The 23,746-nt window shown below is 68.3% G+C and carries 26 protein-coding genes and 1 pseudogene; 11 read left to right on the forward strand and 16 right to left on the reverse strand.

Features of this window, described 5'->3' with window-relative positions; translation table 11 throughout:
• The 4 genes and pseudogenes from A5711_RS06145 to A5711_RS06160 all read right to left on the reverse strand — a co-directional run.
• Positions 1–993 (reverse strand): uroporphyrinogen-III C-methyltransferase (locus tag A5711_RS06145; protein WP_231987428.1); only part of this gene is annotated, 993 nt, incomplete at its 3' end.
• A 23-nt stretch (positions 994–1,016) separates the two neighbouring features.
• The gene (gene hemC, locus A5711_RS06150) at positions 1,017–1,961 is read right to left on the reverse strand and encodes a hydroxymethylbilane synthase (protein WP_067944776.1); all 945 of its coding nucleotides are present in this window, start codon (positions 1,959–1,961) and stop codon (positions 1,017–1,019) included.
• A 13-nt stretch (positions 1,962–1,974) separates the two neighbouring features.
• Positions 1,975–3,345 (reverse strand): glutamyl-tRNA reductase, encoded by a 1,371-nt coding sequence (locus A5711_RS06155; protein ID WP_067944743.1) that lies wholly within the window; start codon positions 3,343–3,345, stop codon positions 1,975–1,977.
• A 7-nt stretch (positions 3,346–3,352) separates the two neighbouring features.
• Positions 3,353–3,717, reverse strand: a pseudogene (locus A5711_RS06160) (glutaredoxin family protein).
• 59 nt (positions 3,718–3,776) lie between these two features.
• Here A5711_RS06160 and A5711_RS06165 point away from each other — a divergent pair.
• The 7 genes from A5711_RS06165 (at position 3,777) to A5711_RS06190 (ending at position 9,832) form a co-directional block, all read left to right on the forward strand.
• Positions 3,777–4,085 carry a WXG100 family type VII secretion target gene (locus tag A5711_RS06165; protein ID WP_067944745.1) on the forward strand — a complete coding sequence of 103 codons (309 nt, stop codon included), beginning with the start codon at positions 3,777–3,779 and terminating at the stop codon, positions 4,083–4,085.
• On the forward strand, positions 4,078–4,368 hold the full coding sequence (locus A5711_RS06170) for a WXG100 family type VII secretion target (protein ID WP_067944777.1): 291 nt from the start codon (positions 4,078–4,080) through the stop codon (positions 4,366–4,368). The genes A5711_RS06165 and A5711_RS06170 overlap by 8 nt, the downstream gene beginning before the upstream one ends.
• Positions 4,369–4,372: 4 nt before the next feature.
• Complete coding sequence (locus A5711_RS06175) at positions 4,373–6,850, forward strand: ADP-ribosyltransferase (protein ID WP_067944746.1); 2,478 nt, start codon at positions 4,373–4,375, stop codon at positions 6,848–6,850.
• Between the two features lie 45 nt (positions 6,851–6,895).
• Positions 6,896–7,111 carry a hypothetical protein gene (locus A5711_RS26075; RefSeq protein WP_082975663.1) on the forward strand — a complete coding sequence of 72 codons (216 nt, stop codon included), beginning with the start codon at positions 6,896–6,898 and terminating at the stop codon, positions 7,109–7,111.
• 317 nt (positions 7,112–7,428) lie between these two features.
• Complete coding sequence (locus A5711_RS06180; RefSeq protein WP_067944747.1) at positions 7,429–8,334, forward strand: HAD family phosphatase; 906 nt, start codon at positions 7,429–7,431, stop codon at positions 8,332–8,334.
• A 45-nt stretch (positions 8,335–8,379) separates the two neighbouring features.
• The gene (locus tag A5711_RS06185) at positions 8,380–8,892 is read left to right on the forward strand and encodes a MaoC family dehydratase N-terminal domain-containing protein (RefSeq protein ID WP_067944748.1); all 513 of its coding nucleotides are present in this window, start codon (positions 8,380–8,382) and stop codon (positions 8,890–8,892) included.
• A gap of 10 nt (positions 8,893–8,902) precedes the next feature.
• On the forward strand, positions 8,903–9,832 hold the full coding sequence (locus tag A5711_RS06190) for a cyclopropane mycolic acid synthase family methyltransferase (RefSeq protein WP_067944749.1): 930 nt from the start codon (positions 8,903–8,905) through the stop codon (positions 9,830–9,832).
• A gap of 59 nt (positions 9,833–9,891) precedes the next feature.
• Here A5711_RS06190 and A5711_RS06195 read toward each other — a convergent pair whose 3' ends face one another.
• The 9 genes from A5711_RS06195 to A5711_RS06230 form a co-directional block, all read right to left on the reverse strand.
• Positions 9,892–10,980, reverse strand: a complete 1,089-nt coding sequence (locus tag A5711_RS06195; RefSeq protein ID WP_197520152.1) for a lysophospholipid acyltransferase family protein — start codon at positions 10,978–10,980, stop codon at positions 9,892–9,894.
• Positions 10,962–12,089: an SDR family oxidoreductase gene (locus tag A5711_RS06200; protein WP_067944751.1), complete on the reverse strand. Its 1,128-nt coding sequence runs from the start codon at positions 12,087–12,089 to the stop codon at positions 10,962–10,964. Before A5711_RS06200 ends, A5711_RS06195 begins: the two co-directional genes overlap by 19 nt.
• Positions 12,090–12,140: 51 nt before the next feature.
• Positions 12,141–12,242: a 30S ribosomal protein bS22 gene (locus tag A5711_RS26080; protein WP_003402602.1), complete on the reverse strand. Its 102-nt coding sequence runs from the start codon at positions 12,240–12,242 to the stop codon at positions 12,141–12,143.
• A gap of 124 nt (positions 12,243–12,366) precedes the next feature.
• Positions 12,367–12,618: a cell division/environmental response transcriptional regulator gene (locus A5711_RS06205; RefSeq protein ID WP_067944752.1), complete on the reverse strand. Its 252-nt coding sequence runs from the start codon at positions 12,616–12,618 to the stop codon at positions 12,367–12,369.
• A 140-nt stretch (positions 12,619–12,758) separates the two neighbouring features.
• The gene (proC, locus tag A5711_RS06210; RefSeq protein ID WP_197520751.1) at positions 12,759–13,634 is read right to left on the reverse strand and encodes a pyrroline-5-carboxylate reductase; all 876 of its coding nucleotides are present in this window, start codon (positions 13,632–13,634) and stop codon (positions 12,759–12,761) included.
• Positions 13,635–13,661: 27 nt separating this feature from the next.
• On the reverse strand, positions 13,662–14,507 hold the full coding sequence (locus A5711_RS06215) for a thioesterase family protein (protein ID WP_067944754.1): 846 nt from the start codon (positions 14,505–14,507) through the stop codon (positions 13,662–13,664).
• 14 nt (positions 14,508–14,521) lie between these two features.
• Positions 14,522–15,364, reverse strand: coding sequence for a sugar phosphate isomerase/epimerase (locus A5711_RS06220; protein ID WP_067944755.1), 843 nt, complete (start codon positions 15,362–15,364; stop codon positions 14,522–14,524).
• Between the two features lie 24 nt (positions 15,365–15,388).
• The gene (locus A5711_RS06225; protein ID WP_067944756.1) at positions 15,389–16,327 is read right to left on the reverse strand and encodes a hypothetical protein; all 939 of its coding nucleotides are present in this window, start codon (positions 16,325–16,327) and stop codon (positions 15,389–15,391) included.
• A complete protein-coding gene (locus A5711_RS06230; protein WP_067944757.1) occupies positions 16,324–17,340 on the reverse strand; it encodes a Ppx/GppA phosphatase family protein in 1,017 nt (338 codons plus the stop codon). Before A5711_RS06230 ends, A5711_RS06225 begins: the two co-directional genes overlap by 4 nt.
• Before the next feature lie 115 nt (positions 17,341–17,455).
• Between A5711_RS06230 and A5711_RS06235 the strand changes: the two genes are divergently transcribed.
• Positions 17,456–18,241, forward strand: coding sequence for a hypothetical protein (locus A5711_RS06235; protein ID WP_067944758.1), 786 nt, complete (start codon positions 17,456–17,458; stop codon positions 18,239–18,241).
• Here A5711_RS06235 and A5711_RS06240 read toward each other — a convergent pair.
• On the reverse strand, positions 18,204–18,956 hold the full coding sequence (locus tag A5711_RS06240) for a FadR/GntR family transcriptional regulator (RefSeq protein WP_067944759.1): 753 nt from the start codon (positions 18,954–18,956) through the stop codon (positions 18,204–18,206). The two genes, A5711_RS06235 and A5711_RS06240, sit on opposite strands and share 38 nt — an antisense overlap.
• Positions 18,957–18,998: 42 nt before the next feature.
• Here A5711_RS06240 and A5711_RS06245 point away from each other — a divergent pair, with 42 nt between their 5' ends.
• The 3 genes from A5711_RS06245 to A5711_RS06255 are packed head-to-tail and all read left to right on the forward strand — an operon-like array spanning position 18,999 to position 22,131.
• The gene (locus A5711_RS06245; RefSeq protein ID WP_067944760.1) at positions 18,999–19,955 is read left to right on the forward strand and encodes a hypothetical protein; all 957 of its coding nucleotides are present in this window, start codon (positions 18,999–19,001) and stop codon (positions 19,953–19,955) included.
• Positions 19,952–20,281 (forward strand): hypothetical protein, encoded by a 330-nt coding sequence (locus tag A5711_RS06250; RefSeq protein ID WP_067944761.1) that lies wholly within the window; start codon positions 19,952–19,954, stop codon positions 20,279–20,281. Before A5711_RS06245 ends, A5711_RS06250 begins: the two co-directional genes overlap by 4 nt.
• Complete coding sequence (locus tag A5711_RS06255; RefSeq protein ID WP_067944762.1) at positions 20,278–22,131, forward strand: GMC family oxidoreductase N-terminal domain-containing protein; 1,854 nt, start codon at positions 20,278–20,280, stop codon at positions 22,129–22,131. Before A5711_RS06250 ends, A5711_RS06255 begins: the two co-directional genes overlap by 4 nt.
• Here the strand turns inward: A5711_RS06255 and A5711_RS28000 are convergent.
• On the reverse strand, positions 22,079–22,330 hold the full coding sequence (locus A5711_RS28000) for a hypothetical protein (protein ID WP_082953509.1): 252 nt from the start codon (positions 22,328–22,330) through the stop codon (positions 22,079–22,081). The two genes, A5711_RS06255 and A5711_RS28000, sit on opposite strands and share 53 nt — an antisense overlap.
• A gap of 21 nt (positions 22,331–22,351) precedes the next feature.
• Positions 22,352–23,590: a PPE family protein gene (locus A5711_RS27935; protein WP_082975664.1), complete on the reverse strand. Its 1,239-nt coding sequence runs from the start codon at positions 23,588–23,590 to the stop codon at positions 22,352–22,354.
• Positions 23,591–23,746: the final 156 nt, after the last annotated feature.

The raw sequence follows: 23,746 nt of genomic DNA on the forward strand, positions 1-23,746 counted from the left end.
CAGGCCCTTGACGGCCCGCTCCATCTGCGCGGGGCTGCGTGGCGGCTCGACGGCGATGGTAGGCACCTCGATCGGCAGCGCACCGTAGGACGTCAGCCGCTCGCTCATCTCGCCGGCCTGATCCTTGGTGCGCGGCACCAACACGGTCCAGCCGTAGAGGGCCCGGCTCTCCCACCAGTTCAGCTTCGCCCGGCTGGCCACCGTCTTGCCGATGGTCACCACCAGCGGTCCGGTCAACGGGCCCGCCGGGTCGGTCGCGCCCAGCACGGCCGAGTCGGTCAGACCGCCCAGTGTGGTCTCGATCGAACGCTGCTGGCAGGTGGTGCCGTGCGCGGTCACCACGCACGGAGTGGTCTCGGCCAGCTCGTGCTCGATCAGGGTGCGCGCCGCGTCGGCCAGGTGCGACGTGGTCGCCTGCAGGATCAGCGGGCCGGGCGCAGCGGCCAAAGCATCCCAGTCCACGTGTGGGTCGCGGACGTCGGCAACGGTGTGCGACGAGCCCAGCGGCAGCCCCGCGTAGGTGGGCACGGAGTCCGTGGGAGCCAGGCCGGGCACGATCTCGATGTGCAGGTGGCTCCGCGCGACGGCGTTCACCTCGGTAATGACCGCGTCGACCGTCAGCGGATCCCCAGCCACCAGCCGCACCACGTCGGCGCCGGTGCGGGCCTCGGCGGTCAGCGTCTTCGCCACCTCGGCGGGCTCGCCGAGCGCCGGACGGACGTCGGGGCCGGCCGATATCACCGCGGGTTGCTCCGGGCCGGTGGCGGCGTCGCCTCCACCAGCGGGGGCTTCGGCGGGCGCCGGGCCCGAAACCGGTGGCAGGTCTTTGCCGATCAGCGCCAGCACCGGCTCCGGCACGTCGGGGTCGGTGAACACCAAGGCGGCGTTCGCCAATACCGTGGCGGCCCGGGTAGTCAGGAGTCCCGGATCACCGGGACCTGAACCCACGTACGTGATGCGGCCGGGTCTCGGCTTGCGCCCTCGCGTCGTCATTGTCGCTCCCACGTCACTCGCAATTAATTTCCTCGTGCCGGGTCCTGCCGCGCTTCCTGCATGAGTTCTCGGGCGCCGAGTTCGAACAACTCTGCGGCGACCGAAACCCCCAGCTCACGCGCCCGATCGGCGGTGCCGATGCCGGACGCGCGGATCACGTCGGATCCGTCCAGTGCCGCCACGCACCCGCGCAGCGACAGCTCTTCGAAGACTCGGCCTTCCTCATCGATGGACTCGACCACCTCTGCGATCGCGCCCACCGGTGCGGAACAACCGGCCTCCAGTTCGGCCAACAGGGCTCGCTCCGCAGTGACCGACGCACGCGTGTCGGCGTCGTCCAACTCCGCCAGCACTGCCACCAACTCATCGCCGGCGCGGCATTCGACGGCGAGCGCGCCCTGAGCCGGTGCTGGCAACATCTGCACCGGCTCTAACGTCTCGGTGACATCGTCGAGGCGACCGAGCCGGGCCAGTCCGGCCCGAGCTACCACGATCGCGTCGAGATCACCATTGCTTACCCTGTTCAACCTGGTATCTAGGTTGCCTCGTAGGGGGCGGATTTCCAAACCGAGACCCAATGCTCTAAGCTGCGCGGCCCGGCGCGGGGACGACGTGCCCACCAGCGAACCCGCCGGCAACTCCCCGAGCACCAGCCCGTCGCGGGCCACCACCACGTCGCGGGGGTCGTTGCGCGGCGGGATGGCCGCGATGGTGAACCGCGGGTCGTCCGCCGTGGGCAAATCCTTGTGCGAGTGCACCGCGGCGTCCACCCGGCCGTCGTTGATCGCCTCGCGCAGCGCGGTGGTGAAGGCGCCGACGCCCAGGGTCTCGATGGGCGCCGACGAGCGGTCGCCGGCGGTGCTGATGATCACCAGCTCCGCGGGATGACCGTTAGCGGTCAAGGCGTCCCTGACGAGGCCGGCCTGGGTGGTGGCCAAGAGACTGCCCCGGGTACCTATCCGGATCACGTTCGCCAATCGGCTACTCGGCGGACGGTTCTTGCGTTCCGGCGTCGAATCCCGTTGATATGACGGGCAATTCACCCGCGGCGACGGCATCGACGGCGGTCTGGTCGAGTTCGAAGAGTTCACGCAACGCCTCGGCGTAACTGTCCCCGCCGGGGGCGCTGGCGAGTTGTTTGATCCGCACGGTGGGCGCATGCAGCAGCTTGTCCACCACCCGCCGCACGGTGCGCGCCACCTCCTCGCGGTGGGCGCTCTCCAGGCCGGGCAGCCGGTTGTCCAGGCGCAACAGCTCCGCCTCCACCACGTCGGCGGCGCGCTGGCGCAAGGCCGTCACCGTCGGCGTGACCTCGGCCATGCGCTGCCCCGCCAGGTAGGCGGCGACCTCGGCCGCCACGATGTGGCGCGCGGCGTGGACATCGGAGGCCGCGGCGTGCGCCGACGGCTCGTGCTGCACGCGGTCCACGTCGACGACCCAGACACCGGGCAGACCGGCGACCGCGGGGTCCACGTCACGCGGCATGCCCAGGTCGCAGATGACCAGCGGGCGGGTCGACTCGTCGCGGCGCGCGGCGGCCAGCGCATGGTGCACGTCGGCCAGCGTGACGACCGGACTCACCGCGCCTGTGCAGCTGACCATGACGTCGGCGTCGGCCACCGCGTCGGCCAGGCGGTCGAGTGACATCGCGTCGGCCTGCACACCGGATTCGCGGAGTTTGCGGGCCAACCGCTGCGCGCGGGACAACGACCGATTCAGGACGTGCACGTGCCGGATGCCGGCCCGGGTCAGGTGGGCCGCCGCCAGGGCGCCCATCGCTCCGGCGCCGACCAGCACGGCGGTCTTGCCCTGCAGCCCGCCGAGCCGGCGTTCGGCCATGTTCAGGGCGACCGACACCACGGAGGCCCCCGCCGCGTCGATGGCGGTCTCGGAATGCACCCGCTTCCCCACCGACAGCGCCCGCTGGGCCAGCTCATGCAGCACCCGGCCGACCGTGCGGTTGCTTTCCGCGGTGGCATACGCGCGGCGCACCTGGCCGAGCACCTGCTGCTCACCCACGACCGCGGAGTCCAGCCCGCTGGCCACCGCGAACAGGTGCTCGACGGCGGCCTCGCTGTAACGGACGTACGCGTACTTGGTCAGGTCCCCCATGGACATTCCGGAGTGATCCGACAGCACCTGCCCGATTGCCGCCAGCCCGCCGTGGAACGCGTCCACCACCGCGTAGACCTCGACTCGGTTGCACGTCGACAGCACCATCGCCTCGGTCACCAGCGGCGACTGCAACACCCGGTCGACGATCTTGCCCTGATCGGATTCGTCGATGGTGAGTTGTTCCAGGACGGAGACCGGCGCACTGCGGTGCGAAACCCCGAAAAGCAAGACGCTCACGGCAGCATCACCTGGCCAGCTCCCTTGCTTTCTCCAGTAATTGAACTGGTTTCCAAGGTAATCGTTTATCAGGTGGGCTACCAAATAATTGCCCGTTGGCCCTCATCGAGCGAGATCCGCGCGCAGCCGGGGCTCGTCTATATCCCAGTAACTGTGCTCGCGTCCGTCGAGCAGGATCACGGGCAGCCGGTCGCCGAACTCGGCCCGCAGCCCCGGGTTGCCGGCCGAGGCGGCGGCGTCGACGTCGATCGTCGACAGGTCGAAGCCCAGCTCAGCCGCCAATTCGGCGAGCCGGGTGTGTACGCGTTCGCAGATGGTGCAGCCGTCGCGGGTCAACAGCTCCACCTGCGGCCGCCGGGGGGCGTCGGTCATGGCCACCAGTGTGGCATTGGTGACTTGTGAGGCCGCCTACCAGGCGTTATGTTCCGGCTATGGCTGACGAGACCCTGCGGGTTGATCCGGTGGTGATGCAAAGCCATGCCGTTTCCATCGCCGGCGCGGCCGAGCATCTCTCGGCCGAGTTGAGCCGGCTAGACGATCAGGTAAGTCAGATGCTCGGCGGTTGGCAAGGAGCGTCGGGTAGCGCGTACGCCTCGGCGTGGGAGCTTTGGCATCGGGGCGCGCGTGAAGTACAGCTCGGGTTGTCCATGCTGGGCCATCTCGTGGGGCAGGCCGGCGAGGGCTACCAGGCCAACGAGGCCGGATCCGCCCAGGCGGAGCGGGCGGTGCGTGGTGGCTGAGGCGTTCCGGGTGGATCCCCAGGCGTTGGCCGACGCCGTCCAGCGGATGGCGGAGTTTCAGCGCTACGCCGAGGACATGATCGCCGAAATCGATTCTCGCGTAACGCGTTTGCACACCGCGTGGACGGGGCAGGCCGCGACCGCTCATGCCGAGGCGCACCAGCACTGGGTGCGCGGCGAGGCGATGATGCGTGAGGCGCTGGCGCAACTCGCGAAGGTGGCCACGACCGCGCACGGCAACTACACCGGCGCCATGTCGACGAATCTCGGCATGTGGTCGTGACCAGATGGCGCCGCTGGCGTGTGACCCGACGGCCGTAGACGCCGCCGGTACCGCCGTGCTGGCCACCGGCGAGTCACTGGGATCGGTGATCTCAACCTTGACGGCGGCATTGGCCGGCAGCGCCGGCATGGCCGGCGACGATCCGGTTGGCGCGGCGTTGGGCCGCTCGTACGACGGTGCGGCGACCAAGTTGTTCGACGCGATGGCCAGCACCCGGAATGGGTTGTGCAGCATCGGCGACGGGGTGCGGGTGTCGGCCCGCAACTACGCGCTGGCCGATGCGCAGTCGGATGTCACGGGCCGGGCCGCGGGTCTGCCGACGCCGCCGGTGACCGCGCCGTTGAGCGTTGGGGCGAAGCCGCCCTCGGCTGTCGGCGCCGGTAGTGGCGCCCCGGCGGGCTGGGGGTGGGTGGCCCCCTACATCGGAATGATCTGGCCCACTGGCGATTCGGCGAAATTGCGGGCCGCCGCGGCGGCGTGGACCAGCGCGGAGGCGAGTTTCATGGCCACCGAGACCGCGGCGGGCGGCGGGACAATGGCCGCCATTGGTGCCCAGCAGATCCCGGAGGGCGCTGCCATCAACAAGGCGTTGTCGGATGCCTCCGAAGCCACCATCAACGTTGCACGCCAATGCCAAACTATCGCCGCCCAGCTCAACAGCTACGCCGCGAAGCTCGACAAGGTACACGCGGCGATCCTGGATCTGCTGTCGCGCATTTGCGATCCGCTGACCGGAATCAAAGAGGTCTGGGAGTGGCTCACCGACGAAGACGAAGACGAGATCAAGAGGATCGCCGACGACATCCGCACGGTCGTCAACAACTTCGCTCAGGAAGCCGAGACGCTGGGCGATCAGATCAACGCCACCATGTCCGCGGCCGCCGCCGCGATAGAGGGAATGAGCCGTTGGGCGGGTAAAGAGTGGGACCACTTCCTGCACGGCACCCAGGTGGGGAGAGTCCTCAACCACGTCGGCCGGTCCCTTAAAGGTCTCGGCGTGGAAGGCTGGGATTGGCTCGAGGGCATGGCGAAATTAAGCCCGAGCCGGCTCCAATCCGATCCGGTGGGTTACGGCAAAGACGTCATCGGCATGGTCGAGGGCGAATTGTCTCTGGTGGGTTTGGGGCCCGACGGTGGACCCGGCGTCGCCGAATCCTGGAAAGCGCTGGGTAAGCAGGTCACCCACTGGGACGAGTGGGGCTCACACCCCGACGAAGCGTTTGGAAAGACACTCTTCGACCTGGGGACTTTGGCGCTGCCCGGCGGCCCACTGTCAAAGCTCGGCAAACTGGCGCGCGGCCTTGGCGACGTGGTGAGAGACGCGCCGAAGCCGCCGTTGCCGGACGTCGCGAAACCGCCCTCGGTGAAGCCCCCGTCGGAGCCTCCCCCGGCCGCCCCAAAGCCGCCGGAATCGGGACCACCCGCAGCCCCGGGCAGGCCGGAGCCAGGCAAGCCCGCGCCCCCCGCCTCGGGCAAGCCCGCGCCGGGGCCCTCCGACGGCCCTCTTCCACACAGCCCGACGGAGTCGAAGCCACCGGTCGGCGACAAGCCCCCCGCTGTTGAGCCGCCCAAGCCTGCCGCCGCGCCGCACGAGCCGGCTGGCAAACCGGCGGTGCCCGCGCCAGCCGAGCAGGCGCCACTACCGCACCCGAAGCCAGCCGAGCCGGTGCCAGCCCACGAGCCGCCTCCCGCCAGTGCGGGTCTCCCCTCCGAGCCCGCGCCTCCGGCGGCGCCGCACCTGCCGACGCCACCTTCGGTGCCCATGGGCGGCGGGCCTGCCGAAGCAGCGCCTCCCGGCCTGGGTGAAATGCCCCACGGTGGGGAACCGGGTGCGCACCCGCCCGAGATGCCGGGCGGGAGCCCTCACGACGGTCCGCCGCCCGGAGACGGCGGATCGACACATCCGCCCGACGGAGGGTCACCGCATCCACCCGATGGCGCTAGTGGGCCACATGATGGCGACGGGAATGGACCGCACGACCCGAATCCAGAAAATGGCAGCCACCACGATTTACCGTTGCACCCACTTAACTCGGATGATCTGGCCGCGCTCGCCCACTACACTGGACCTGGATACCAGGACCTGAATCTCGCTCTTAGGGAAGGCGTATTGGACGGATCTCAACAGGCCCGTGTTGACGCGCTGAATAAGGCGTTGGAGAAACTACCGGCGTACGAAGGCCCCGTGGTCCGAGGCACAAACCTCCCGGCCGATGTGCTCGAACAGTACAAACCCGGAGACATAATTACGGAGCATGCATTTACCAGCACCTCAACGGATCCGACTGTGGCTCAGTCACCAACTTTTGCCGGCAACACCGAGTTCAGAATTTGGTCGACCACAGGACGGGATGTTTCTTCTGTCTCAATGTACCCCGGCGAGCAAGAGATATTATTCCCGGCTGGGTCAAAGTTTTATGTCGTCAGCAAGATTTTAGACCCAAGGACAGGTAGGACAATCATCGAGATGATCGAACGCTGACCACTTTTATCCCGCTCGCGCCTCAGTTTATGAAGGGAGTTCCAAATGAGCAAAAAGATTGCGGGTAAGACTTTTTCGACACCGGAAGAAGCTGGCGTTACGGCGCCGACAGAAGAAGAATTAGCGCGCGCACGGAAGGGCTTCGCCGAATTCCAAGCAAAGGTCGACGCTGTTGCGCCAGAAGACCGCAAAACGAACGTTTCGCCGAAGTTTTGGGATGATCTCTCTGGTACCGAATACGACCCGAATAAGAGAGCTTAAACTCTTAGGTAGTTAACCACTCACACAAAGTTACAGTTATTGGATCATCGAATCCTTCAGCACGGCTCGTAGCACCTCGCGGACACCCGTGACTGTCGGAATCCAGCGGCCAACTACCACAAATCCAAACGACCACCGGCGGATTTTCTTGCCAGTCGTCCCGGCCCTAATTGGGCCGTCCAGTCACAAAATCCAAATGCGCGATGGCGCCAACGCGACTGCCCGGACCCCGAGGCGCACACAGCCCCTCCCCGATAGGGTTGAACATCGGGACCCACTGGGTCGCCAGGCAACACAGCGATCTAGGAGGTTTGGCGATGACTTCCTCTGACCCGGTCAACGGGGACCTCAGTCACGTTGACTTGGAGTCGTTGGCCGCCGACGCCAGCGCCGCCCGCGCGCTGGAAGGCCTGCGGGAGGAAACCGCCGACGAGGACCGCCCGCAGCCGCCGATCGACCTGACCGCGGCCGCCTTCTTCGACGTGGACAACACGCTGGTGCAGGGCTCCTCGGCGGTGCACTTCGGCCGCGGGCTCGCGGCGCGCAACTACTTCACCTATCGCGATGTGATCGGCTTCATCTACGCCCAGGCCAAGTTCCAGATCCTGGGCAAGGAGAACAGCAACGACGTCGCCGCAGGCCGGCGGAAAGCGCTCGCCTTCATCGAGGGCCGCTCGGTCGAACAACTGGTGGCTCTGGGCGAGGAGATCTTCGACGAGATCATCGCCGACAAGATCTGGCCGGGCACCCGCGAGCTGACACAGATGCACCTCGACGCGGGCCAGCAGGTCTGGCTGATCACCGCCACTCCGTACGAACTCGCGGCGACCATCGCGCGGCGGCTCGGCCTGACCGGCGCCCTGGGCACCGTCGCGGAGTCCGTCGACGGGGTGTTCACCGGCCGGCTGGTCGGCGACATCCTGCACGGGACCGGAAAGGCGCACGCCGTCCGGTCGCTGGCGATCCGGGAGGGCCTCAACCTAAAACGGTGCACCGCCTACTCCGACAGCTTCAACGACGTGCCCATGCTGTCGTTGGTGGGCACCGCGGTCGCCATCAACCCGGACGCGCGGCTGCGCACCCTGGCCCGTGAACGCGGCTGGGAGATCCGCGACTTTCGCACCGCCCGCAAGGCCGCCCGAATCGGGGTCCCGTCGGCCCTGGCGCTCGGGGCGGCCGGTGGCGCACTGGCCGCGGTAGCATCCCGGCGGCAATCGCGCTGATAGGCTGCGCCGCTGAGACCTATTCGAGCGGAGAGCGACAGCGGTATGACAATCCCCAAGGGAGCCGAAGGGCTCATCGGCAGCCATTACCGGGCGCCGGATTACTTCCTGGTCGGCCGCGAGAAGATCCGGGAGTTCGCGCTCGCCATCAGGAACGACCATCCGACGCACTTCAGCGAGGCCGACGCCGCCGCCGCCGGGTATGACGCGCTGGTGGCCCCGCTCACCTTCCTCGCCATCGCGGGTCGGCGCGTGCAGCTGGAGATCTTCACCAAGTTCAGCATTCCGATCAACATCGCGCGGGTCATGCACCGCGACCAGAAATTCAAGTTCCACCGGCCGATCGTCGCCGGGGATAGGCTTTATTTCGACACCTACCTAGACTCTGTCATTGAGTCCCATGGCGCCGTGATCACAGAGATCCGCAGCGAGGTTACGGATGCCGAGGGCAAACCGGTCATCACCAGTACAGTCACGATGCTGGGGGAAGCCGCAAACAACGAAACCGACCACGAAGCAACCGTCGCGGCGGTCGCGTCCATATCAGCGGGAAAGTAGGTTCGAATCTATGACTTCACAGGGGGAAACGGGTAGCACCCAGCTCAAGCCGCCGGTCGAGAAGGTCCGGTCCCATTACGACAAGTCGAACGAGTTCTTCAAGCTCTGGCTCGACCCGTCGATGACCTACAGCTGCGGATACTTCGACGAGAATCCGGATCCGCAGAATCTGACCAAGACGCTGGAAGAGGCGCAGTACGCCAAGCGCAAGCTGGCCCTCGACAAGCTGAACCTCGAGCCCGGCATGACGCTGCTCGACATCGGCAGCGGCTGGGGTTCGACCATGCGGCACGCGGTGGCCGAGTACGACGTCAACGTCATCGGCCTGACGCTCAGCGAGAACCAGTACGCCCATTGCGTGGCCGAGTTCGAGAAGATGGACAGCCCCCGCCGCAAAGAGGTGCGGATCCAGGGCTGGGAGGAATTCCCCGGCGACGTACCGATCGACCGCATCGTGTCGCTGGGCGCGTTCGAGCACTTCGCCGACGGAGCGGGCGACGCCGGGTACGAGCGTTACGCCACCTTCTTCAAGAAGTACTACGAACTGCTGCCCGACGACGGCCGGATGCTGCTGCACAGCATCGTGGTGCCCACCGCCGAGGAGGGCAAAGCGATGGGCTTGCAGGTGAACATGACCCTGCTGCGGTTCATCAGCTTCATCCTGAAGGAGATCTACCCGGGCGGAAAGTTGCCCCAGGTCAACCTGGTCGACAAATACGCGACGGATGCGGGTTTCAAGATCGAGCGCCACCACTTCATCGGGAAGAACTACGTGCCGACGCTGACCGCCTGGGGGGATGCCCTCGAGGCCCACAAGGAGGAGGCGATTGCCCTGAAGGGGCAGGAGACCTACGACATCTACCTGAAGTACTTGCGGGGCTGCTCGGACCTGTTCCGCGACGGCTACACCAACGTCTGCCAGTTCACAATGGTCAAGTAATCCAAGCGCAAAACGCCCCGAAGCCGTTGGCTCCGGGGCGTTTTCGCGTTAGGAGGGGTTCAGCCGAAGAAGATGTTGCGCCGGCCGGCGAGCAAGCGGTACAGCGTCTGCTGGATCGTCTCGCGGACCTGATCGGTCAGCTCGAAGGTGACCATCGGGTCCTCGGCGTCGGAGGCGGCGTAGTCGTTGGTGTAGATGGGCTCACCGAACGCGATGCGCCACTTCGACGGCAGGGGCACCAGACCCGCCGGCCCCGCCAGCGGGAACAGCGGCGTGACCGGGAAGTAGGGCAGGCCGAACAGCCGGGCGAGCAGCTTCACATCGGTCAGCATCGGATAGATCTCTTCCGAACCGATGATCGAGCAGGGGACGATGGGCGCCTTGGTGCGCAACGCGGCCGTCACGAAGCCCCCGCGGCCGAACCGCTGCAACCGGTAGCGGTCCTCGAAGCGCTTCCCCAGGCCCTTGTAGCCCTCCGGGAACACGGCGGTCAGTTCGCCGGCGGCGAGTAGCCGGTGCGCGTCCGTCGTGCAGGCCATGGTGTGGCCCGCCTTGCGGGCGGCCTCACCCACCACGGGCAGGTCGAACACCATGTCGGCGGCGAGCAACCGCAGGTCTCGCTGGGCGGGATGCTCGTCGTGGACGGCCACCGACAACATCAGCCCGTCGAACGGCAACACCCCGGCATGGTTGGCCACCACCAACGCGGCCCCGTCGCTCGGCAGGTTTTCGATTCCGCTGACCTCGACCCGGAACCACGACCGGAAGAAGAACCTCAGCAACGGCCGGACGATCGCGCTGTTGAAGTGCGGATCGAAGCCGAACTCGTCGACGGTGTAGTCACCCGTGATGCGCTGACGCAGGAAGCCGGCAACGGCGGCGACGCGCTGAGCGAGTTCGTTGAGCGGGGCCTCCGCCGACCCCGCGCCCGCGGCACGCCGATGCTCGTCGATCTCGCGGACGACGGCGGCGATCTGTTCGGCTGAGGCCCGACCGTGCGGGTCCGAAAGCAAGGAAGGATGCTGGCGAGCCGACTCCGCCCGCTGATCGGCTCTTTTACGCGCCGCTACCCGACCCCGATTCGTATGCAGTGGAATGACATTGGCTCTGGTTTCACCAGCCACGATACCTACCTGACCCCACCCCACGGAACTGGATTTCGGCTACCCCAGCGCTGAGCTAAAGATATGGCGCGACCCTCCAGGGAGCGTACCCGATCTGGGTCGATAATGGGAGTCATGCCGCGGCCACGGACGTAGTCGTCGAAAGCCTCCGCCGTCGTCCATTTCGGCTGGTACCCGAGCTCCGATCGCATCCGGGTGGTGTCCATGACCCGGCCGTAACTCAGGTAGGCGAACTGATCGCGGCTGATCTCGTTGTAGCGATTGGCCCGCCTCAGCGAATCGAGCGCCCAGACGCCAAAACCCGGCACCGGCAACGGAATCCGGCCGGCCCGGCGGATCGCCTGCGACAGCATGATGATCCCGTCGGCGCCGATGTTGAAGGTGCCGGCCTTGCCGGCCATCGCCGCGCGCTCCAGTGCGCCCAGCGCATCCTGCTCGTGCAGCAGCTGTAGGCGCGCGTCGCGGCCGAACATCGTGGGCACCAGCGGCCCGGCCAGGTACCGCGACAGCGTGGTGTCCATGGCCGGCCCGATCATGTTGGCCAGCCGCAGGATCGTCACGGCGATATCGGGCCGGCGCCGGCCCAGCCCGCGCGCGTAGGCCTCGATGTCGAGACTGTCCTTGGCGAAACCTCCGCGCAGCGGCCGGCGGCTGGTGCTGTCCTCGGTGAACATCACCGGATCGTGAGCGCTCGACCCGTACACCTCGGACGTCGACTTGAGCACGACGCGGCGCACCGAGGGCGCCTTCTGGCAGGCCGCGAACAGCTGCATCGCGCCCATCACGTTGATTTCCTTCAACGCCGCGGTACCCCCGGACCGCGGGGCGTACGACGCGGCCGCCGCGTGCACCACGGTGTCGACGTCGCCGTTGCGAATCACCTTGGCGATGAAGGGGTTGCGGATGTCGGCACGCACGAACTCCGCGCGGCCCATGCGGCGCAGCATGTCCTTGCTGGGCGCGATCGCGTCAACCGCGATAACCGCGTTGATCATCGGGTTCTGCGCGAGCCGAGCGGTCAGGTAGCCGCCCAAAAACCGGCACGCACCGGTAACCAGCACAACCTTGGGGTAGTGCACCGTGTTGCTCGCGGTGTCGCCGGTACCGGCGCCATCCCCACTCGACTGATCCACCCAAACAGCCTATCCGCCGGGAGAGACCGCAGCGCTACGCCGCGGGCGGGCCTACTTGCCGAGTTTTCTGCGCTGCACCCGCGTGCGGCGCAACAACTTGCGGTGCTTCTTCTTGGACATGCGCTTGCGCCGCTTCTTGATTACTGAACCCATGAACTCCGCTATCTGACCCGTGACCTGCTTGCAGGATTGACCCGGACACTTTACCCGGCTGGACGCATCGAACACCAAACCGGCGTCGACGACGGCCGAGTAAAGAGCGAAGTGCGGTTTCGGGTCAGCCCGCGTCGAAGTAAGACGTCTCCAGCATGTCGTGCACCGCCTTGGCGTGCACCCGGAAAGACCGCCCGACCCGGACCGCGGGCAGCTCGCCGTTGTGCACCAGCCGGTACACCGTCATCTTGGAGACCCGCATCAACGCCGCCACCTCGGCAACCGTCAAGAATTGTGTCCTGCCCTGGCCCTCGCCGGAACCGGCGTCCCGCTTACCAGCAGAATCTCGCGCCGATGGCCCGTTCGTAGACGTCATCGCAACCCAATCGTGTCAGGCCCGCGCAATGCCAGCGGCTTCCCCTCCGCTGGCACCCACACGTGCATACAAAGAGGAGAATAGCGGGACTAATGGGGTTACTGGTACTGGTGGGGGACAATCAGTTCAAAATTCTTGGATTACTCCGATGTAATTCTTAGCTGCTCAGAGCGCATTTTGGCGGCCTGAACCGCCGCATCGACAGCCGACCGCAGCCCGCCCTTTTCCAGTTCGCGAAGCCCCGCGGCGGTGGTGCCACCGGGTGAGGTAACGGTCGCCCGCAGCTGGGTCGCCGTGGCGTCCACCCGCAACCCGGGCGCCTCCCCCTCGCCCGGCCGCCGCTCGGCGTCCATCCGTTCCAGCAGCATGGCCGCGGACCCGGCCATCGTCTGCGCCGTCAGGTCGGCGGCCACCTCCCGGCTCAGGCCCGCGGCGACCCCGGCGTCCACCAGGGCCTCGACCATCAGGAAGAAGTACGCCGGGCCGGAGCCCGACAGCGCCGTCACAGCGTCCATTTGGCCTTCCGGCACGGTCAGCACGCCGCCGACTGAGTCGAACAGGGCCGATACCCCCTCGAGCTGCGGGATGGTGACGAACCGGCCCTTGGCCAGCGCCGTCACCCCGGCGCCGACCAACGCCGCCGCGTTCGGCATCGCGCGGACCACCGGCGTTCCGGCCGGGAGCTTCGACTCGAAATACGAGATGCTGATGCCGGCCGCGACGGTCACGAACACCTGCTCGGCACTGTCACTCTCGGACGCGGCGGCCGCCTTCGCCAGCTCCGCCATCACGGGCTCGACGTCGCCGGGCTTCACCGCGACCACGACGAAGGACGCGTTCTCCACCGCGTCGGCCACCGAAGTGATCAACACCGAATAGGTGTCGGCCAGATACTGGGCGCGTTCCGGAACGCGTTCGGCGACCACCAGGTCTTTCACCTGCCGGCCCGCGCGGAGCAGACCCGACAGCAGTGCCTCCCCGATACTGCCGCCACCGATGATCGCGATTCTTGCCATGCCCGACAGCATCGCAGACAGCGGCGGCTACCCGGCGGCAGGGACCAACGCCAATTGGCGGGCTTGCACCACCAGCCGGCCCAGGCTGTCGACGACGGTGTGGTCCTCGTCGAACCAGTCATGCCCGATCTCGGTGCACGTGGCGATGATTCGCAACCACCCATCGGCGGGCAGTCCGCGCAGAAAGGCGGTCAGCTGGACGGTGGGAGCCCAGCCGGTGCGCTCCACGGCGAAGGTGACCGGGGCGGACAGGTCCCCGCACATGAGCGCGAACAGCGCGTCCGGAGCCACCCCGCGCGGGCGCGCCCACATCTGGATCACCGGCGGGCCGCCGCCGGCTGACGGCCCCAGCGTCGACAGCACCGGCCGCACATCGCAGCCTTCGCCGAGGTGCACCAGGCCGGCCAAGGGATGGCCGAGCCCGATAGGCGCGATGTCGTCGGGGGGCTCTGGCGCCATCAGGCCCACGACAGGGTTGGCCGACAGCAGCGGCTTGGCATCACCGTCGGGCGGAAAGTGTTCCGGCTCGCCGAGATTGACCACAGCGTGCACCGCGGTGCGGTCACCCTGAGTGAGCTCGACGTCCACGACGCTGATCCGGCGGCCGCGCTTGCGGATCGAGGTCACCAGCCGCATCGGGCCCGGATCGGGGGCCCACAGGAAGCTCGCCGACACCGCGACGGGCTGCTGGGCCGGTTCGAAGCCGGCCGGCGATTGTGCGCCGCAGGCGGTGCGGGCGGCGTTGGCGCAGAGCGCGAGCATCGCGCCGCCGTGCACCTTCGGACCGATGGTCCAGTGCTTGTTGAGCTCGCCCTCAAAGACGCCGGGGCCAACCTCCCGCAATGCCATTGCGGTGGTGAATAACGCGTTCATGGTCTCCTGGGTGATCAGCGCAGCAGGTGCGTGCGGGCGAACTGCAACGATTCGGCGAGCATGCTTTCGCGCTCATTGGCGCTGCGCGCGCTGGACGTGGACACCTCCAGGATGACGTGGCCGGCGAAGTGGCTGCCGGCCAGCATCTGGCACACCTCGGCGGTGGGCTGCGTGCCACGGCCGGGGACCAGGTGCTCGTCGGCGGGCAGGCCGCTGCCGTCGCACAGGTGCAGGTGGACCAACCCGCCGCCCATGCGCTGCGCCATGTCCAGCGAGTCGCTGCCGGCGGTCGCGGTGTGGGACAGGTCCAGCGTGTAGTGCTCGTGGTTGCCGTCCAGCGGGTCGTACGAGGGCGCGAACGCCGATATCGCCGGCCCCGGGCCGCCGCCGCGCCGGCGCATCCGCTCCAACGATTGACCGGACCCGAAGAACCGGTCCGCGCGGAACGGGAACATGTTTTCCACCGCGATCATCACGTCGCTCGACGCTTCCAGCTCGGCGACCTGGTCGCTGAATCCCTCGGCGTAGCGACGCTGCCAGCGAAACGGCGGGTGCACGACGACGGTCTGCGCGCCGAGTTGCTCCGCCGCCCGCACGCTGCGGTCCAGCTTGGGAATCGGGTTGGCGCCCCACACCCGCTGCGAGATGAGCAGGCAGGGCGCGTGCACCGACAACACCGGGACGCGGTAGCGCCGGGACAGCTTCTGGACGGCGTCGACGTCCTGGCTCACCGACTCGGCCCACACCATCAGTTCGACACCGTCGTAGCCGAGCCGGGCCGCGTACTCGAAGGCGGCCTCGGCCCGCAATGGGTACACCGAAGCCGTCGAAAGTCCGACTTTGATAGCTGGGCGCAACGGTCTGTGTGGTTCCGGGTCCGCCTAGCCCGACTGCAGCGACAGCGCCAGCGGGCCCAGGGTGATCAGTGACCCCACCGCGACCGCGATCAGCGTGCTGGCGATGTCCTCGGTCTTGCGCACCACCCGAACGCCGGCGACCAGTCCCAGGATCACCAGCACCGAGAGCACCAAGGCCACGATGCTGTTCCAGCGCCACAATTGGTCGAAGGCGACGAACAATCCCGCGCCGAAGGCGACGGCCAGAATGGACTGGAATACGACCAAGCTGCCGCGCCACAGCGACTCGAGCCTGCCCTGTGCCGGGTGAATGTCGGTGGCCGCGTCCGCGCGCCCGGTCTCCTCGTGGAGCTCGCGCTCCTCGTCCCCGACGAATCCGGTGGCCAGCGGGTCGGCGTCGTCTTCGGCCTCGTCGGTCTCGGTCCGCAGGAAGGAACGCACGTATGCGGAGTCCTCCAGGACGGGCTCGGCGTCGCGCACCTCCGAATCCATCACGTCCACCGGGAGATCGCTGTAGTGATCCAGCGGGTCGGGATTCATGCCCTCGGCGCCCGACTGCCCGGTGCCGTTGGTCTCCCCCGCCTCGACGTGGCTCAGGGGACGCGGGTACGCGCTGCGCTCAGGCCCCGCCGCCTTCCTGGGTTGCGACGGCGACTTGGGCCAGCGCGGCTCCGGCTGCGACCAGTAAGCGGTGGCCGGCTTGTCTTCGGTTTGCTGCTCGGGGGCGGCAACGACGGGTTCGGCGGTGGGCCGTTCGGCGGTCCGGGGGTCCTCGTCGTCGTCCCGGATGACCGGAATCTCGCCGGTCAGCTCGGCGACGGTCACCGCGTCGCTGTCGCCGCGCCGCCGGCGCCGCCGACGCGTGACCGCAGGGGCACCGATGGTTCCGTTCTTGGCCAGAAGTTCGGCCACCGAAATTGGCCGAGTGCCGGGGCTCTCGGTCTCGGAATGTGGTCCGGTCATGCTTTGTCGCCTCTCGATCGGTTCCCGTCCCGATCACCTGCCTGGCCTCCAGCATCGCGCACGGACCGCCTCATGAGGGGCGTTCCGTCGGCTTCGCTGTCGAGTTTGCGCAAGATGAGACCTTCCCGTAATGCCCACGGGCAGATATCCACCGATTCGATCGACAGCGCTCGCATACTCGCCTCCGCCACCAGCGCGCCCGCCACAATCTGCGGCGCCCGCTCGGCGCTCACCCCTTCCAGTTCGGCCCGGTCAGCGGTCGTCATCCTAGAGATGAAAGATATGAGTTGCCTGAGGCCGTTTGCTGTGAGCGTCCTTTTCGCCCGCGGTCCGGCCGCCGACGGCGCCGCGCCGGTGAGCCGTGCCAGGGAGCGGAACGTCTTCGACGTCGCCACCGCCAGGTCGGGGGCGCCGGCTTCCAGCACGGTCACTGCGGAATCGGCGAGCTCGGCGTCCAGCCAGTCCCGCAGCATCCCCACCCGGCGCCGGCCGGGCGGGTCGTCGGGCAGCCATTCGCGGGTCAAGCGGCCGGCACCCAGCGGCAGGGACAGGGCAACCTCGGGCTCCTCGTCGACGCCGCTGGACATTTCCAGCGAGCCGCCGCCGATGTCGAGGTTGATGATCCGCCCCGCGCTCCACCCGTACCAGCGGCGCACGGCCAGAAAAGTCAGCCGCGACTCGTCGACGCCACTGAGCGCCTCCAGCTCGACACCGGTTTCTTTGCGGACGCGGCTCAGCACGTCGTCGGAATTCACCGCGTCGCGCAGCGCGGACGTGGCGAAGGCCATCAGCTCGGCGCAGCCCGAGCTGTCCGCGATCTTGGCGAACTCGTCGATGGTGGAGATAAGTTTCTCGGCGCCGCGCTTGGTGATCTTGCCCGAGCTGTCGATGGACTCGGCGAGGCGCAGGGTGGCCTTGGTCGAACTCATGGGCGTGGGATGCCCACCACGGTGCGCGTCAACCACCAGCAGATGCACCGTGTTGCTGCCCACGTCGAGTACGCCCAATCGCACGGGAAACAACCTAGTCGGCAACGATGCGGCCCGCTGTGGAGGTTGCCGATGTTGCACCGTCGGGCCCCGAGTGTCAGCGGGCCGAAGAGCCGGAATCGTCGACTAACGTGGACCCGTGGCGAATCCCTATCCGGAGCCTGGGCACGAGGTCGAACTCGACTTCGCTCGTGAGTGGGTGGAGTTCTACGACCCGGACAATCCCGAGCACCTGATCGCGGCCGACCTCACCTGGCTGCTGTCACGCTGGACATGCGTGTTCGGCACGCCCGCCTGCCACGGCACGGTTGAGGGACGGCCGGACGACGGATGCTGCTCGCACGGGGCGTTCTTATCCGACGACGACGACCGCGCCCGGCTCGACGACGCCGTGCAGCAGCTGACCGACGAAGACTGGCAGTTCCGCGAAAAGGGCTTGGGCCGCAAGGGATATCTGGAGCTCGATGAGCACGACGGACAGCCCCAGTACCGCACCCGCAAACACAAGGACGCCTGCATCTTCTTGAACCGGCCCGGCTTCCCCGCCGGCGTCGGTTGCGCGCTGCACAGCAAGGCCCTCAAGCTGGGCGTCGCGCCGTTGACCATGAAGCCCGACGTCTGCTGGCAGTTGCCCATCCGGCGCAGCCAGGAGTGGGTGACGCGGCCCGACGGCACCGAAATCCTCAAAACCACTGTCACCGAATTCGATCGGCGCGGCTGGGGTTCCGGGGGTGCCGATCTGCATTGGTACTGCACCGGCGACCCGGGCGCCCATGTCGGCGCCAAGCAGGTGTGGGAGAGCATGGCCGATGAGCTCACCGAGCTGCTCGGCGCCAAGGCCTATGCGGAGCTGGCGGCGATGTGCAAGCGCCGCAGCAAGCTGGGGCTCATCGCGGTCCATCCGGCGACTCGCCTCGCCGAGTAGCTTCAGTCTTGGTGTAAGACAAGATCATTCGCTGTGCGCTGGCGCGCAGGTAATCCTCCACCGCAGCGGCGGCCGCGGCCTCGTCGCCCGACAGCACGGCGTCGGTGATGGCACTGAGCCCGGCGACCACCGGCGCGGCGTCGTCATAGGCGGCGGTGAGGTCATGCTCGCGGCCGCCGAAGGCGTGCTCGACCCAGCGGTACAGCAACACCAGCGCGCGGTTGCGGCTGTGATGGATGAGCACCCGGAAGTAGGCGAGGTCGGCGGCCTGGCGCGCGGCGGCGCTGTCGGCCTCGCGGACGGCGACCAACGCGGCACGTAGGGCCCCGGCATCCCCGGGGGCACCCCGCCGCGCGGCCGACCGGCCGATCAACGGGCCCAGGGCGGCCCGGATCTCGAACAGCTCCACCAGGAACTCGGGGCCCAGTTTGCGGACCAGCGCCTCGACCACCGCGGGGTGGGTGAGCGCCTGCGGGTCAGCGACCACGTTGCCGCTGCCATGCCGGGCCTCGATCAGACCCATCTGCTGCAGCCTGGCCAGACCCTGCCGCAGGGACGTGCGGTTGACGCCGAGCTGTTCGGCCAGTTCGCGCTCGGGCGGCAAGGCCGAACCCGGCGGAAACGCGCCGTCGAGGATGGCGTCGGTGATGGACGCGGCGATCTGTTCATCGACGCGTTGGCGGTCGGGCGGGCGCAGCGGACTTGACTGGTTCATTGGCTCAACCAATATAGTGGACGGATCCACGGAAGGTGAGGCATGGACGGCGAGATGCGATCGGCAGTGGCCCCGCGCTGGCGCGGCAAGGCCGGGCGCCTGGAAGTCTGGTACGCCACCCTCTCGGATCCGGTGACGCGCGCCGGGCTGTGGGTGCACTGCGAGACGGTGGCCCCGCTGTCCCGCGCCGAGGATGCCTACGCGCACGGTTGGGCCACCTGGTTCGCCCCCGACGGGCCACCCCGCACCGAGCGGTTCGGGCCAGTGCCCGCTCGTCCGGCGACCGGCCCCTGGTGGTTCGACGCCGACGGCGTCCGCGTGGGCGACGAACGGCTGAGCGGACGCGCCGGATCACTCGCCTGGGATCTGTCGTGGGCCGACACCGGCGCATCGCTGTGGACGTTTCCCCGCGCCGCCTGGGAGCGCGAGCTGCTGCCGGGCGCCCAGGTCGTCCTCGCCCCCACCGCCGACTTCACCGGCTCACTGACCGTCAACGACGCCGCCGCGCGCATCGAGGGGTGGCGCGGCGGCGTCGCCCACATCTACGGCCACGGCAATGCCAAGCGCTGGGGATGGGTCCATGCCGACCTCGGCAATGGTGACGTGTGCGAAGCGGTCACCGCCGTCTCGCACAAGCCGGGCCTGAACAGGCTGGCACCGCTGGCGTTCATCCGGTTTCGCATCGACGGAAAGGACTGGCCCGCAAGCCGCCTGCCGTCACTGCGGATGCGGACGACGCTCGGCCTGGCGCACTGGCAGCTGGAGGGACGCATCGGCGGTCGCCGGGTGCTCATCCGGATCGACCAGCCGGCGGACAGGTGCGTGAGCCTGCAATACACCGATCCCGACGGCGGCAAGGCGGTGTGCACCAACACCGAACAGGCCGACGTCCACATCGAGATCGATGACCGGCACTGGTCGGTGCTGGGCACCGGGCACGCCGAAGTGGGCCTGCGCGGTGCCGCGGCACCCGACGTCAACGAAAGGATTCCGACATGAGCTTTCTGCTGGACCCACCCCTGCTGTTTGCCTCCGGCGTGCTCATCGAGCGGCGGGTCCCCGCCGACCGTCGCGATGTCGCGGAGGCCGCCACACTGGGTGTCTTCTTCGGCGGGTCGTTCGGGCTGTACAACAACGTCCCCGGGCTGGGAGTGTTGTGGCGGCCTTTCCGCGCCCGCAATGGCCGCGACTTCATGTGGAACAGCGGGGTTTTCAGCGTGAACACCGCTGAGGCGGACTGGCCCCTGCATGCCGCGGCGGGCGCGATCTTCGCCACCTATCCGTTCTTCATCAAGCTGGGCCGCCGGCTCGCGCGGGTGATATGAACCTGGTCGCGTCGTTCGGGAGCGCGCTCCTGCCCGAGGAATGCGGCGGCCCGCCACCGCCCGAGCTGACCGACCGCGTCGAGCGCTACCTGCGACAGCTGCCGACGACATCGCGGGTCGCGATGCGCGCCGGGATGCTCGCGCTGGCCGCGACGAGCTACGTCACCACCGGCCGGTCCCTGTCCCGCCTCGGACCCGACCGGCGCGCGCAGGTCGTGCGGCGGGTCGCCGCGCTGAGCCCGGACGCCGCTACGGCCGTCGAGGCCATGAAGGCGGTTGTGCTCTTGGCCAACGGCGCGGAAACCTATGCGCCGGAACTGCTTTCGTACGCCAAAGAGCACGGAACGGCCCGGCCCGACGCGACGTTGAACGTCGTCCCCTCGGCCGAGAGCCGTTCGGTCGTCACCGCGGACGCGGTGATTGTGGGCTCCGGTGCCGGCGGCGCGATGGTGGCCCGCACCCTGGCGCGGGCCGGACTGGACGTCGTCGTTCTCGAGGAGGGGCGCCGGTGGACCGTCGAGGAATTCCGCACCACTCACCCCATCGACCGCTATGCCGGGTTGTACCGCGGCGCCGGGGCCACCGTCGCCCTGGGACGTCCGTCGGTGGTGCTGCCCATCGGCCGTGCGGTCGGCGGCACCACGGTGGTGAACTCCGGCACCTGCTACCGCCCGCCGGCGGCCGTTCAGCGGCGCTGGCGTGACGAATTCGGGCTTGCCCTGGCCGATTCCGACCGACTGACCGAACGCCTCGCCGACGTCGAGCGCACGCTGCGGGTCGCCCCGGTGCCGCTGGAGGTCATGGGCCGCAACGGGCGGCTGCTGCTGGATGCCGCCGCCACCCTGGGCTGGCGGGCGGCGCCCATTCCGCGCAACGCGCCGGGCTGCGAAGGGTGTTGCCAGTGTGCGATCGGCTGCCCCCGTAACGCCAAGTACGGCGTTCACCTCAACGCGCTGCCCGAGGCGTGCGCGGCGGGCGCGCGGATCATCTCCGATGCCCGCGTCGAGCGGGTGTTGCATCTGCACGGGCGCGCCCGGGGCGTGCGGGCCCGCCGGGCCGACGGCACGGCGCTGGACGTCCTGGCCGACACGGTCATCGTGGCGGCTGGCGCCACCGAGACCCCAGGGCTGTTGCGGCGCAGCGGCTTCGGCGCGCACCCGCGGCTCGGGCGCAACCTGGCGTTGCATCCGGCGACGATGCTGGCCGGGCGTTTCGAGGAAGACGTCGTCGCCTGGCACGGGGTGCTGCAGAGCGCCGCGGTTCACGAGCTGCACGAATCGCATGGCGTGTTGATCGAGGCGACCTCGACCCCACCGGGCATGGGCTCGATGGTCTTTCCCGGCTATGGCGCCGAGCTGCTCGGCTGGCTGGACCGGGCCCCGCGTGTCGCGACGTTCGGCGCCATGGTCGCCGACCGCGGCGCCGGTTCGGTGTCCTCGGTGCGCGGCGAAACGCTGGTGCGCTACAACATCTCTCGCGACGACATCGCCAAGCTCGTCGTCGCAATCGAGGCCATGGGCAGGCTGCTGTTCGCGGCGGGGGCGACCGAGGTACTCACCGGTTTACCGGGCGCGATGACGGTGACCTCGCTGCCCGCCCTGCAGGACGCGCTGCGCCGCAGCGACCCGAAAGGCTTGCACCTGGCCGCTTTTCATCCGACCGGTACGGCCGCCGCGGGCGTCGACGCTCAGCTCTGCCCGGTCGACGAGACCGGGCGGTTGCGCGGCGTGGACGGCGTATGGGTCGCCGACGCCTCGATCCTGCCGAGCTGTCCGGAGGTCAATCCGCAGGTGTCGATCATGGCGCTGGCGTTGGGCGTGGCGGACGAAGTGGTGGGCGCCCGCAGCTGATCGTGGCCATCAGTGCCTGTCGGAACGTGCGTCCCGGCGCGGAATCGACGCTCAAAGCCGTTGAGGGCAGCGCTGATTCGACCTCCCCGGCGATCGTGGTCCAGGCCCGCGGCACCGACAGCGGACCTAGCGAGGCCGCGTCGCCGGCCCCCGCGGACGGCGTGCCGACCCCGGACGACGGGTGAAACGGCCACCGCATGTCCCCTCCTGCCACGATCTGCTACCCCGAAGCGGCAGCTGCCACGTCGGCACCCGAAATGCCTTGCGCCCATTCCAACAGCCCATCCACGTCGAGCTGAGGCTGAATGCCTGCGGTCCCCGCCAGGCCGGGCGCGGCCAGCACACCTAACGGGGCCCCCAATGCGCTCGACGGGCCGGGGATGGGGGTGACCGTGGCGACGCTGACGGTGCCGAACACGTTGGTGATGGAAGCGCCGGCGGGGCCGGCGAGGGCGGTGGCGGTGTTCCCGAACGTTTCGATGGCGACCTGTTCCCCGCCGACCACGGGAAGTGTGGCCGAGCCGTTCACGAGGCTGACCAGCACCTCCTGGAACGATCCCGGAGTGAGGACGAGTGGGGCGGAGTCGGCGGTGACGTCGACCCCGCTCGGGATCAGAACACCGCCCTCGGAACAGTCGATCAGCGTGTGAATTGTGCTGCCGGGGTTGACGATAACGGAGCCGAAGCTGATGAGATCGGTTCCGGACCCCGTGATCGTGATGGAGCCGCTGTTGACGTACATGCCGGTGTTGGTGCCGATGGCGATGGTGTCACCCGCCGGGACGGTGACCGTTTCGCCCGGAGCCACGGGCGTGACGGTGTCGGCGGTGGCGGAGCTCAGGGTGTGCATCGTGGCGTTGGTCGAGACCACCTGCTGTGTGGCGTTGCCCGCGGTTTGAGACATCACCTGGGCCTGGGCGCCCGGCCCTGCGGGGTTGGTGGTCTGCGGCGGCTCATCAAACGGGGTCAGGGTGCCGGCGGCCTCACACGCGGCCGCATAGCCGTACATCGCGGTGGCGTCCTGGGCCCAGATCTGCATGTATTGGGCTTCGGTCGCCGCGATCGCCGGGGTGTTCTGCCCGAAGAAATTGGTCGCGATCAGTGCCATCAATTGCGCCCGGTTGGCCGCGATCACCGGCGGCGGCACCGTCATCGCAAACGCCGCCTCATAGGCCGCCGCCGCCGCGTACGCCTGGACGCCGGTCTGGGCGGCCTGCGCCGCGGCAGTGGACAACCACTGCACATAGGGTGTGGCCGCCGCCGTCATCAGCAGCGACGAGGGGCCGGACCACGCCTGGCCGGTCAGCGCCGCCAGCTCGGCCGCGTAGCCACTGGCAGTGGACTCCAGCTGGGCGGCCAACGCGTCCCAACCCGCGGCGGCCGCCAGCATCGGCCCCGATCCCGGTCCTGCATACATCAGTCCGGAGTTGACCTCCGGAGGCAGCGAAGCAAAGTCCATGTCGGCTTCCTCTCCGCGGCGAGCAAGCGCGGTTTTCAACGGTCATAGAATAGTTTTTCAACGACCATAGAATAAGTCCACCCGTGGTCGAGCGCCAGCGATTGCGGTAAACGGCGTGAAAATAAGCGGCGTCCCCGTCCGGCCCCCGAGGTGCGC

This window comes from Mycobacterium sp. E2238, from assembly GCF_001672665.1.
GTDB lineage: Bacteria > Actinomycetota > Actinomycetes > Mycobacteriales > Mycobacteriaceae > Mycobacterium.